Genomic DNA, 12,670 nt, shown 5'->3' with positions numbered 1-12,670 from the left:
TACTATCCTATCAAGAAAAATTTTCTTTTTTACCAAAAAATAAGCAAAATAAAATAAATATTGGTGCTAACATTTCGACACGCAACAGGTTACTTTCGAATACTCCATATAACAGTGAAGTAATAATCATAATTACATATGCACGAGGTATATATTTTTTATAGGAAATAAATGGTGAAAAAAAGTAAATAATAAAAGAAAGAACAATTCCTATTGCTCCTGAAAAAATAATATAACTATTATCTACAGTGATATCTTCACTCAAAGGAACACCAAAGATAATACTCATATTATTTTCAAACAAAAGATCTGTATACTGCTTAAAAAAAGCTGGTCTATAACTAAGAACTTCATTAAAACCACCCCCAGCATTTGAAGCTAAATAAAAACTAACGCCAGCTGAAAAAATAATAATAAAATTCAGACTAAAACGCTGAAGTTTATAAAATAAATCTAATTTAGAAATTTGCCAAAGAAATACAATCAATATGCATAAAAACAATGAAGTACGAGCATCTGAAAGTTGAATATAAATTATAGAGCTGATAGCAAAAAAATAAAAAATAATTTTTTTATAAAAATCTTTACCGTTATGAGCAATCATATAAAAATTTAACATAAAAAAATAAAAATAAAAAACACCTAATCTATTAGCATTTGAAAAGCCATAAGAATTTCTTACACGCTCATCAAATGAAGAAATAGAATTTTCCAAGATTCCCGTAAATATAAAAATATTATGTAGAAAAAAATAAATAACATAACTAAAGAAAGTAAAAACAACAATATTATTTAATTTAACTCGAGACAAACATGAAAAAATAATTAATAGAAAAAAAATATTAAGTAAAATATCATTCCCATTAATAATATAAAAAACAAGTACTAATAAAATACTAAATAAAATTGAATATTTAATTTTACCAATTTGCCCCATATATAAAAGCAATAAGAACAGGCAAACCATCCTTACACTATTTTTCAATAAATTAAAGGCATCTTCCCCCCCCCAGTCAAATGCTGTAAAAAGCATATAGTTAGAAAAAAGTAGAAATAAAGCCAAATACAAAAGAATATCTTCTTTTAATTCTTTAAGAAACACTCTCATATATATTCGCTCCAAATAATAAAAATTAGTTTCATAACACTCTTGGCAATTAAAAACTAATCAACTTTTTCCTAGCCATTAATATAAAAAATACATATCCTAAAAATATAAACCATCCAGTACAAATTTTTGCATATAAATAATAATTCAAATTATAGCTATGTTTGAAAAAGAGGGGGTACATATAATATAAAATTAAGACAATACAGACAGTTAGATTTACTACAACAATCTCCCTTCTTAAATCCAAACCATTCATCACATGATAATAAATTGCCGTTAATGCAAAAGGTATGACTGCTAAAGTTGCCATATGCATTTGAGGAATTAAAAAACTATAATCAGTATATTTAACTACAAAATAATCCATACAAAAATTTGCTACAATTACACCTACTAGAGTAATACCTAAAGTTATAAAAGTTTCTTTCCAAAAAACACGTTTTCCTAATTCACAACTTTGTTTTATGATTTTTACAAACAACAATTCTGCAACACTTGCTGGTATAATCATTAAAGCACTAAAAGCAAACAATATAATACTATAATGGCCTAACTCTTCTCTACCATTAGAATAGTCAATAAAAAATCGATCCATTACTAAATATAAAAAAACCACCAATGAGTTTACAAATAGCAAAAAAGAAGGAACAGCTATTTCTTTGATTACATGTCTTACTCTTTCATATTTAATAAATTGAAAAATTTCTCTTTCTCTATAAAACAAAATAAGTGCGAAAAATAAATAAGATGATAGTAATGAAATAAGATACAGATTAAAATCTAAAGTATAAAAATATATAGCAATTGAAATTAAAAGTGGCACTAACTGGTTATAAAAGACCAGCTTCAACATTTCTGTCAAATTATTTGTTGCTCGATAATAGGCTTTTACAATATTTCCCACTGCAATAAAAACACCACTTGCAGTAAGAATCGAAACCACAACATCCGCTTTATTAAATATAACGGCCACTAATAAAACAAACAAAGCACCAATAAATGTAGTAAACAACACTGTTGCAACTAGATATTTTTTTTCTTCATCCTTTGCTACGGGAATATAACGATCTAGAGAAAATCTAGCGCCTAAATGTGAATAATCTACAAACTGTTGCCATGTTTTAGCAAGAGCTAAGCTGCCTAACTGATAGGAATTTAAATATTTCATTAATAGTAAATTAAATAAAATATTCAAAAATTGAATCATATAATTCAGCAGTATATATATTAACCCTTTTTTAAACATGGCTATTTACTACATCCTTCTTAATTTCATCATAGAAACTATCTTTCATAGCTTCTCCATTTTTGAAATTCTCAATAATTTCCTTATACTTGTTTAAATAGACTTCTGAATAAACCTCACCTGGCATAATATGGCTTTTTGGTAAAATTTTAGAATGACGTCTACTTTGCGCGACTATATAAAGTAAAACCAATGCTCTATTTACTTTTTCTTTATCTAAACGTTCAATTTTAGTGATATTATCTAATATACTATAATACTCTTCTACAGTATCTGGCTCTTTAGTAATGCCAAATCCATAATAATACCCTTTACCCGCTGTTACCGCTGGTATGCCCAGACAGCTAAACTCGAGCCCTGCCGTGCCTTTTGCAGTAACGATATAATCTGCAAAGTTAACAATAGAGTTAGTATTTAAGTTGTTGGGTAATATATAAATATTCTCTAACCGATATTTTTCTAATAACTCTTCTACAGCTCCTTTTTCATTCCACATATAAGAGCTAGGATGAGCTTTAACAAAAGTATTTACTTGAGTATTTTCATTTAATCTAATTAAGGTTTTTACTAAAAAATCATAATAGTCGTTAAATAATAAACCTTCGCCAACATGTGGAGCATCCGAAAAGGCATGAGACATTACAACAACATTTTTTTTGTTCTTGTCTACTTTCGGAAATATTTCTTTTAACTCATCTAAGCTATAAGTTTTTTTGTTTAAAAATGCATTTTTGACATCTATTTGGTCAATATTTCCATTAAATCTATTTTCAACGTAAGCTCTAGCTTCTTCCAAATATTCAGGTGATGATAATTTTTGATTAAAAAGCTCTATCGAAGGCTTAAGAAAATGCTCTTTTATACTTATAGACGAGTTATAGCATTTATATGCATAAATGTCTTTTAAGAAAATCACATTTGTATTACTTACTTTTTTTAATTGTCTAGGCAACAAACCAAATTCCGCATAAACATTATGACTCGTAACTAAATACTTCGGTTTATATTTTTTAATTAAGTATTCATTATTATAAAAGGTCAAAAATGCTCGAAATATTAATCTATAATGTGTAAACTTAATTTTATTTATTGTATACGTATTTGGCTTAAATCTAATCAGTGTATCATAAATAAGCTCACCGACCTCCACACCCTTATGTGTAAGACTAGCTAATTTATTACCATCTTTATATAAAACAACTGTTTTTAAGGTTGCAAAAAAAGCAGGTATAAATATTATAGGATTTAAAAAACCTTTCCACCACATATAAAAATTATTGATATTAAAGGATTTATAAATATGTGTTACATCATTTCCTTCCTCATGAAATCCTCTTAAAAACACAACAGGCTTAGCTCCTGTAACCTCTTGTATTGCTTTTCCTATTCTTGCTTTATCTATAATACTTGCTGGACAAGTAATCTGGCCTTCTATTAGGCAATAACCATTTTCAGCCACAGCTGTTTTTTCATTTTTCCAATATTGATTATTGAGTTGAGTAAAATCTTGCTCAATTGGGCTTGGTTTATATGGCTTAGCATAGCTTATAATTCTTTTCAATTTATTCATCATAAAATACATCCTTACTTCTAGACTAATTACAAGCTAAAGCCATCATCTACAATAATATTTTGACCTGTTACATATCTTGATTGTTCAGAAAGTAAGAATAAAACTGAACCTATGATTTCTGTAACATCTAACATACCAGCTCCGTGAGTATGGGTCTTATATGCTTCTAAAAATGGTTCAGGTTGATGATCAAAGATACCACCTGGACTTACACAATTAATGCGGAAGCGACTATCATTGACATAAGCAACTGTGTATTTGTTTAAATGGAGTGTTGCCGATTTAATTGCAGCATACTCAACAGGCATTGTCATTTTCGTGTTGTTATAGATATCAAATTTTGGAGCAACGACTCCATAAATAGATGAAATATTCACAAGCGAAAAAGGAGTCTGGCATTGTGTAAAATATTTTGCACATTGCTGAGTGAACAAAAACATACTACCTAAATGTAGTGATAAGTTCTCATTAAAGCTTTCAAGGGTCACATCAAAAAAATGCGAACCATATGTCTTATTACGTGGATATGTTGTATTAACAGCTCCATCAATTTTAAGATCTGTTGAAAAAAATGACTTTACACTTGATTCATTTGTTACATCTAAAGAAACCAAAGATAACTTTTCGTTTGTAGGATCAACCCCCAAACTACTTAATCGAGTTGCCATAGATTCAAGGTTTATATCAGCAGCAATAACTTTTGCACCTTGCTCTAATATAGCCGCCACCAAACGTGTGCCTAGTAGTCCACCAGCACCAGCTACTAAAAAGGTTCTATTCTCTAATAAATTTTGCATCATTTATTCACCTTTAATAATAGCTTCAGCTAAACGAAAATCGTAAATATCATCGATATCCACAGCTCTTGCTTTTGGCACTTCAATGCTCACAACTTTTCCTGAAAATAAACCATAGTTATTTAATACAAACTCAGGTGTTGTTGCGTAGACTACCGTTGTAATGTCAAAAACTTGGGGAGCATCTTGACGGCGTGATACTTCGCCTTCAGGTTGATTGACAAGCTCAACAAAACCAGCCTTGTTGTACTTAACCATATTAAAATATGGACTGCGACTTGCAGGTGTCACTGCAATACAAATATCAGCTGTCTCTGCTTGTCTTTTTAAAATCGCAGCCTCTACATCATCTTGGCTACGTAATGGACTAGTTGCAGGTAAACTAACAAAACCATCAAATGAACCATAGTGCTCAGTTGCCCACTCAACCGCATGCCGCCAAGACAACCATTCTGGGCTTTGGTCACTTGCTAGTTCATTAGGTCGCTCTATAAGAATTGCTCCACCTTCTATAGCAACTTCAGCAATAGTCTGATCATCTGTTGAAACAAAAACTTGTTCAATCAAATCCGATGCTAAAGCGGTATCAATTGAATATCGTAATAACGGTTTTCCTGCCAATGGTTTAATATTTTTTCCAGGTAAACCTTTAGAGCCGCCTCTAGCAAAAATAAATGCAAAATTTCTCATATAAGCAGTCTCATTCTTTCGTCACAAATTCTTTCATCTCTACAATTAGGCTTACTGTTCTTTCAGCTTCTTGCAGACTTATAGATTGGTTTGGCTGTCCGTTTATTTTTTTAATAAAATCGGTAACCATTTCTAAATACATTTGATTTTTATCCCACTCAGGGGCACTATAAATTTCTTGTTGATCTTTAGCCTTAATAAGCACAACTTCATTTCGTATTAAATCCCACTCAATACATCCTTCACTACCAATAAAACGACATTTACGATGTGCTTTACGCTGCAAAAAATCTAAGTGGATATTAACAACAGCTCCTTTCGCTGTTGTCATTAAAAGATCGGCATTATCCTCAACTTCTAAACCTAACTCTTCTGAAGCACGTAAAACGACATATTTAGGAGTAAGCGAACCTAAAATCCATTGAGCATAATCTAACTCGTGACTCAGCTCTAGTAGGACTCCTCCACCCAATTCAGTTTTAGCAGATACTGTTTCGCGATAATCCTTGGTAGGTCGCCAATCTGGTAAATACTGACCAATTTCAATAAATGCATTATATAGGTTTCCAATGACACCCTCTTGTATAATTTTTCGTACTTGCTGCGCTGAAGGTAAATAGCGTAAACAGTAACCTACTGCTACAGGTGTCTTATACTGCGCTTCTGCATCAATTAAAGCTTGAGCATCGGTCTGGGTAACTGAAACTGGTTTTTCTATTAACACAGGGATACCTGCTTTAATAAGTGGTATTGCGTGTTGGGCATGAAAAGGGGCTGGTGAGGCAATTATTGCAAACTGAACTTGCAACTGAATAATTTCATCAATACTTTCTGCTATATGATCGCTATCAGTCACTGGCTCTTTAGAAATACGACCACTAGCAGACATCACAACTAATTTTGCTTCAGGAAAAAGCATTTTGAGGTTACGACGATGTCGGGTAGCGATATTACCTAAACCAATAACAGCAATATTTTTCATATTATTCTAAACCCAACATATGGATATCTTTTTGCGCACGGTTATAGTCTTCCATATGACCTATGTCGAGCCAGTATTCATGTAAAGGATAACTTAACACTTTATTTTTCTTTTCCATTTGCTGTTCTAAGATAGTTGGCATACCAATAAACTGTGCATTAACTTGAGCCAACAATTCAGGTGAAATGACATAAATACCTGTATTAATATCAAAGAAATAACTTGGTTTTTCAGTCATGCTTTGTATTACGTTATCTTCGGAGTTTACTACGCCATAAGGAATTTGATATTGGAACTCTCGCACACACATCGTTGCAATAGCTTCACGCTTCTCGTGAAAATCCAATAATTTTTCAAAATTCATATTTGTTAATACATCACCATTAATTACAATGAATGGCAATTTAATATCTGAGGCTGGCAATAAACTCAATGCACCGCCAGTTCCCAGCGGATCAGTTTCATGTACGTATTGAATCTGTACATCAAAATTCTCGCCATTACCAAAATGCTCATTAATCACTTCTGGTAAATAGTGAGTAGAAATATAAAATTTGTAAAAGCCTTGATTTTTAAAGCTTGAGATAATGGTTTCTAGTAAAGGCTTACCACCAACAGGTAACATTGGTTTTGGGCATGTGTCTGTGAGTGGGCGTAAACGTGTACCAAAACCACCAGCCATAATAAAAACGGGATTTTCTTTACGTTTTTTACGAATCAAATCATCAAGCGTAATAATATTAACGAGTTGGTTATTTTTAATTACTGGTAATGCCAAATAACTTTTTTCACGCATGATCTCAAAAATCTGGCGGTTATTTAAGCTACCTTCTTCAATACTATAAGGATTAGTATGCATGATTGTTTCAACAGCTGCATACACATCTTGGCCTTTTAAGAGACCTCTACGAATATCACCGTCTGTAATACTTCCGATCAACCGATTATGATCATCAACGACCAAAACAATTCTTAAAGCATATAAATCAAGTAGCTCTAATGCTTTCAAAATTGAATCATTTTTATGCAAAATTATATTATTAATATCTCTAGTCACGACTTAATTCCTTAGCAGGTGATCCAATATAGACCTTATTTGGTTCCGTATGTTTCACAACCACAGCACCCGCACCTATAACGGAGTTTTCACCTAAATATTTCAATTGCTCTGGACTTTTGCCCGGCAAAATAGCAGCATTTGCTCCAATGTAAGTGCCTTTCTTCAAATGAATACAACCAGACACATTAACACCTGGCATGACAGAAACGTAGTTTTCTAGAATACAGTCGTGCCCAATTGTGCTGTTAAAACTTACTATAATAAAATGACCAAAACGACATGAATTTGTAATTCGCGCTCCAGCCGCAATTACCACACCTTTACTATGTTCTAGCAACTCTCGAATACCATACCCAAGTGATGATTGAGAATGAATCAAATTGGGATAAGGTAAATCGGCATAAGTTTCATATATCCTTTTACGAATCTTCGGATCAGCAACACCTATTGCATACACAGTATCCGTTAATGTCGGTATTATTGATTCAGGCAAAATGGGAAAACCAAGTAGGGTATCACCATCTTTGGCATTTCTTTCTAAAAAAAATATATGGCGGTAGCCTTGATCTATTGCTAAATCTACTAGCTCTTTTGCAAAGCCACCTGAACCAAAAATTGCCAGCTTTTTCATTTAAATTTCAATAAAGTCGTTCTTTTTAAAGCTACGTTTTGCTTTTGTACCAACTACATCCCAATACTTATTTGGTTCTAAACAAACGCGACCTGCTCGTTTTGTTGTGACATTGTCAGAGGTTAAAAGCTCCCCTTCCGCAATATCTGTTTTAGCCACAATACTACGACGTACTAGGTAATAGTTATCGCTCTCTTGCTCTAGCATAAATTTAATACCGTCGCCTAAAGCTGCATGTGTTTTATGCAAAATTTCGACATAATGCTTAAATTCATCTGGTTCCATTGATGCTGCGTGGTCTGGGCCAGCCATCGTTTTATCTAATGTAATATGCTTCTCAAAAATGCGAGCACCGAGACTTACACCAATAACCGCTGCATATTCATCAAGCGTATGGTCAGAAAATCCTGTTGCCAAATCAAATACATTTTTTAAAGTTGAAATGGCTTTAAGATTACTTTCTTCAAATAGTGCCGGATATTGAGTCACACAGTGTAAAATAGAAACCTGTTCCTTCAACTGTTTACGTACTGAAATTTTTGAATAAGCTTCTCTAAATAATTGCTGAGATGGTCGAACATCTGTTCCTTTATCAATAACAAAAGCAAATACTGATAAGGCTTGTTCAATATCACCTAAACTCGCTGTTCCTGTAGATAAAATGACATGTTTTTTTGAACATGCAATTTCATAAAGAAACGGTAAATTCGAAATATCAGCAGATGATACTTTTAAGTAAGGTACATCGATGTCATTTACTAAGAACTTTAAACTGTCAGAGTCAAACGGTGTTGAAATAAAAGTAATTTGATGTTCATCACAAAATTTCTGTATTTCTTCTGTCTGCTCATAAGTGAGCTCTAAACTTTTTACAAGCTCTAATTGGCTTTGGCTAGAACCTGTATTTTCCTTTTGATATGCAGCCATTTCAGTTTGATCAGATAACAAACTATCTGCTTTAAAGGTTTGAAATTTAACAGCATTCGCACCACAATCTTTGGCTTTTAAAATAAGCTCTTTTGCTAACTCTACAGAGCCATTATGATTTACACCAATTTCTGCAATAACATAAATTTCGTCTGGATTAAAGATCATAAAATGGCGCCTTCTTTTTAAAATCCGTCGTTTTAATAAGTTCAATTATTTTCTGAGAAGTGTTGCCAAGCCCTAAAGGTGGAACAACTTGACTCAATTCATCATCTGGGAAATTAATTGCTTTTTGCAATGCTTCTAAAATTTCATTTTCGTCTAATTTAACATCAAGGATAGATTCACAACGCAAACGTCCTTTTTGACGATCACCAATATTTACTGTTGGGACCTGTAAAGCTGGAGCTTCTGATAAGCCACTTGATGAGTTACCCACCATAGCTAAAGCATTTTTCAAAACACTTAAATAATTTTGAATACCAAAACTCTTTACAAGCAATACGCGATCTGGCAACTGTGCTTTTAAATCAAGCATTGCTTTCACAATATTAGTATTACCATTGTCGGCATTTGGATAACTAAAGACAAAATTGACATCTTTTATTTGCTTAAGTGCATTAAATAAAGGCGCAACATTTTCTTCTAGTAAATTAGTTTCAGGATGATAAGTAATGAGAAAATATGGTTTTGAAAAATCAAAATCATATAATTCACTCAATTCTGCAATATTTTTAAATGTTGTACGCTGGATATGATCTAAGCCTAGGGCGCCGACATTAAATACTTTTTCTGGTTGCTCGCCTAACTGAATAATTCGTTTCTTATATTCCTCTGCCGCAGCAAAATGGATATTAGACATTTTGGTAATCGCATGACGAATTGATTCGTCATATGCACCTTCAGTGATTTCACCACCGTGCAAATGTGCAACAGGAACATGCATGATTAAAGCAGCTTGCGTCACTGCCAAAGCTTCGAAACGATCACCCAAAACAACTAATAAATCAGGTTGCATACGTTTCAATGCATCTGCAAATCCAAGTAAACCCACACCCATTGACTTCACAACAGCGGACGATGTATCAGATGACAATAGCATTTCTACCGATTCGGTAATTTCGAAACCATCTTGAACAATAGTTTTCCAAGTTTCGCCGTGCTCAGGCGAATAATGCATAGCCGTAGCTAGAATTTGTAACTCTAGCTCTGGATCTTGCTGAATATCTCGCATTAACCAATACAGCAAACCATATTCAGCTCGAGTTCCTGTAAAAACGGCTATTTTTTTCATTCTCATTACTCCAGAGGAACTGAACTTGGAATATTTACAACTCTTTCTTCCAACCATAATGAGTTAGTTAAATCGCCTTGTAATGCAGTTTGGTACATTGGCAATCTGGTCATTAAAGTCCAGATTGGGCGAGTCATAACCTTATTTGAATTGGTTTCATCCAAAATCAAATCTCGTTGTGCTTTATCTTTGCAAACAATGGCATTTAACCAATAGTTAGATCGGCAGTCTTCAGGTTCCACAACAAATGAAATATCACTATCTTTAAAGAAATCTTGATATTGCTGAGCTAAATCACGCTTTTTAGCAAGGAAGCCTTCCAAGCCTTCCATTTGTGCACAACCTAAAGCAGCATTCAAATTTGGTAAACGGTAGTTAAAACCATTTTCATCATGATAAAACTCATAAGGATGCGGTATTTTTGCAGTTGTCGTAATGTGCTTCGCTCTTATGCCAAGTTCTTCATCTTGACACAAGACCATACCGCCGCCGCCTGTAGTGATGACTTTATTTCCGTTAAAGCTAAGTGCTGAAACTAGACCAAAAGTTCCAGTATGTTTACCTTTGTAGTAAGAACCTAAACTTTCAGCAGCGTCCTCAACTAATGCAATATTCCACTTGGTTACGACCTGTTGAAGCTCATCAATTTCAACAGGATGGCCAAATGTATGCATTGGAACAACTGCAGAAATACGTTTATTAGTTGCTTTATGTTTACATACACCCTGGTCATCAATAAAAGCATTTTCTTGCAAATAAGCGTCTAATGCCTTTGGACACAAACCAAGTGTCTTTAATGAAACATCAATAAATAATGGTTCCGCACCGATATAAGACAAGGCATTACAAGTTGCGACAAAAGTTAAAGCTTGCGTAATTACGATATCGTCACGCTTTACACCAGCTAGTAAAAGAGCAATATGTAATGCAGCTGTTCCATTAACAGTCGCAATAGCTTTAGCACAGCCTGCAAATTGTTGAACCTTGGCTTCAAAGTCATTTACATACGCACCAACACTAGAGACAAAAGTACTATCAATCGTATCTAATACATATTTCTTTTCATTACCAAGAAAACGAGGTTCATGTAATGGAATAAAATTATTGGTACGATAAATATCTCGTACAAACTGATTAAATTTAGAAGTATCCATTACATTTTCCCATCTAAATATAAGCCTGTTTCTTTGTGTCCAAAGTTAGGCATCATATAGTTAAATAGATCAACAATTTCTTCTTTATTCCATTGCTTATTTAACAGCATTGTATGAATTTTTTCTTGGAATACATGCAATTTATCTTCTTCAACATTTAGCTCGTTTTTAATAACACCTAAATTATTAAAACGTTGCATATCTAAAGTTTCATTATCGGTAAAGAATTCTTCGAAATCCTTCTCACCCGTAGTTGTACTTCCAGCAAATAAACAAGGCCATTTTCCTTGTTTTGGTAAGGTCTGAATTAAGTTACGCGCTTCATCTTCAGACTCACACAAATACGGCTCATATCCAAGGTTATTAAGGTATTTGACTGCAATATCAGCAAAAGTAATAAGGTGTAAATGCTCGCTAAGTTTAGGGAAGAAAATATCTCTATTTTCACCTAGCAAACAAGACATCAGGCACAACTCACCAGATTCTTTCGGAGTAACGAAATAGCGGCGAATATCGTTTGGTGCAGCAATTGGCTGATTTTTCTGAATGCGTTGATTAAACCCATGTAATAAAGAACCATCAGAAAATGCAACATTCGCAAAACGGGCTGTTGAAATATCAATATGCTGACTTTGGCGCATAAGAAACATTTCCATAATACGTTTTGAACCACCCATCATATTTACTGGGTTCGCAGCTTTATCTGTCGAAACACAGAAATACTTTTTCACGCCTTTTTCAATAGACTGCTGAATCGTTTTTTCAGTATTCAAAATATTGACATGAATCATTCGCATTAAGGTAAATGGATCTTTTTCACTACGGACATGCTTTAAAGCAGAAAGATTTAAAACGTAGTCAAAATCACCATCATTCTGAATATATGCATCATACTCAGCAGAGCCAATATCTAGTGCAAATGTTTGGAAATCACCATCAATGTAACCAAACGAGCTACGAATATCACGAACAACTTCTGTTAGATTATTTTCCGAAATATCAACAACATGTAATTTTTTAGGGTTGCGTTTGAAAATTTCTTTAACAACTGCTTGACCAATAGATCCCGCCCCACCTAAAACTAAAAACTTTGATGAGGAAACAATTTCGATTAACTTATTATTCCAATGTTGAATATCATCAACAAAAAGCTCTTGTGTTCTGCCAATTAAATTTAATTGAATATCTGTAGACATTATAAAACC

The 12,670-nt window shown here is 33.2% G+C and carries 12 protein-coding genes; all 12 read right to left on the bottom strand.

Translation table 11 applies throughout. The features are described 5' to 3' along the window. Positions 1–10 precede the first annotated feature (10 nt). Genes B554_RS0109895 through B554_RS0109840 form a run of 12 tightly spaced genes read right to left on the bottom strand, consistent with a single transcriptional unit; the run spans position 11 to position 12,661 of the window. On the bottom strand, positions 11–1,108 hold the full coding sequence (locus B554_RS0109895; protein ID WP_019457926.1) for a hypothetical protein: 1,098 nt from the start codon (positions 1,106–1,108) through the stop codon (positions 11–13). Positions 1,109–1,157: 49 nt separating this feature from the next. After that, entirely contained in the window at positions 1,158–2,318 is a 1,161-nt protein-coding gene (locus tag B554_RS0109890; protein ID WP_264653700.1) for a polysaccharide biosynthesis protein, read from the bottom strand. A 31-nt stretch (positions 2,319–2,349) separates the two neighbouring features. Further along, entirely contained in the window at positions 2,350–3,930 is a 1,581-nt protein-coding gene (locus B554_RS0109885; RefSeq protein WP_019457924.1) for a hypothetical protein, read from the bottom strand. A gap of 26 nt (positions 3,931–3,956) precedes the next feature. Further along, complete coding sequence (locus tag B554_RS0109880) at positions 3,957–4,727, bottom strand: oxidoreductase (protein WP_025465178.1); 771 nt, start codon at positions 4,725–4,727, stop codon at positions 3,957–3,959. A 3-nt stretch (positions 4,728–4,730) separates the two neighbouring features. After that, entirely contained in the window at positions 4,731–5,417 is a 687-nt protein-coding gene (locus tag B554_RS0109875; protein WP_019457922.1) for a cytidylyltransferase domain-containing protein, read from the bottom strand. A 10-nt stretch (positions 5,418–5,427) separates the two neighbouring features. Continuing rightward, complete coding sequence (locus B554_RS0109870) at positions 5,428–6,399, bottom strand: Gfo/Idh/MocA family protein (protein ID WP_019457921.1); 972 nt, start codon at positions 6,397–6,399, stop codon at positions 5,428–5,430. A 1-nt stretch (position 6,400) separates the two neighbouring features. Next, positions 6,401–7,456 carry a nucleotidyltransferase family protein gene (locus B554_RS0109865; RefSeq protein ID WP_019457920.1) on the bottom strand — a complete coding sequence of 352 codons (1,056 nt, stop codon included), beginning with the start codon at positions 7,454–7,456 and terminating at the stop codon, positions 6,401–6,403. Then, the gene (locus tag B554_RS0109860) at positions 7,449–8,090 is read right to left on the bottom strand and encodes a sugar O-acyltransferase (protein ID WP_019457919.1); all 642 of its coding nucleotides are present in this window, start codon (positions 8,088–8,090) and stop codon (positions 7,449–7,451) included. The genes B554_RS0109865 and B554_RS0109860 overlap by 8 nt, the downstream gene beginning before the upstream one ends. Beyond that, positions 8,091–9,185, bottom strand: a complete 1,095-nt coding sequence (locus B554_RS0109855; protein WP_019457918.1) for an N-acetylneuraminate synthase family protein — start codon at positions 9,183–9,185, stop codon at positions 8,091–8,093. After that, positions 9,175–10,311 carry a UDP-N-acetylglucosamine 2-epimerase gene (neuC, locus tag B554_RS0109850; RefSeq protein WP_019457917.1) on the bottom strand — a complete coding sequence of 379 codons (1,137 nt, stop codon included), beginning with the start codon at positions 10,309–10,311 and terminating at the stop codon, positions 9,175–9,177. Before neuC ends, B554_RS0109855 begins: the two co-directional genes overlap by 11 nt. Positions 10,312–10,316: 5 nt before the next feature. Continuing rightward, the gene (locus B554_RS0109845; protein WP_019457916.1) at positions 10,317–11,465 is read right to left on the bottom strand and encodes a LegC family aminotransferase; all 1,149 of its coding nucleotides are present in this window, start codon (positions 11,463–11,465) and stop codon (positions 10,317–10,319) included. Then, positions 11,465–12,661 carry a UDP-N-acetylglucosamine 4,6-dehydratase gene (locus tag B554_RS0109840; protein ID WP_019457915.1) on the bottom strand — a complete coding sequence of 399 codons (1,197 nt, stop codon included), beginning with the start codon at positions 12,659–12,661 and terminating at the stop codon, positions 11,465–11,467. The genes B554_RS0109845 and B554_RS0109840 overlap by 1 nt, the downstream gene beginning before the upstream one ends. Between the last annotated feature and the right edge of the window lie 9 nt (positions 12,662–12,670).

The sequence above is a fragment of the Acinetobacter sp. GG2 genome, from assembly GCF_000292385.1.
Taxonomy (GTDB): Bacteria; Pseudomonadota; Gammaproteobacteria; order Pseudomonadales; family Moraxellaceae; genus Acinetobacter; species Acinetobacter seifertii.
Note: the sequence above shows the minus strand (reverse complement) of the source record. Positions and strands in the feature narration are given on the sequence as shown.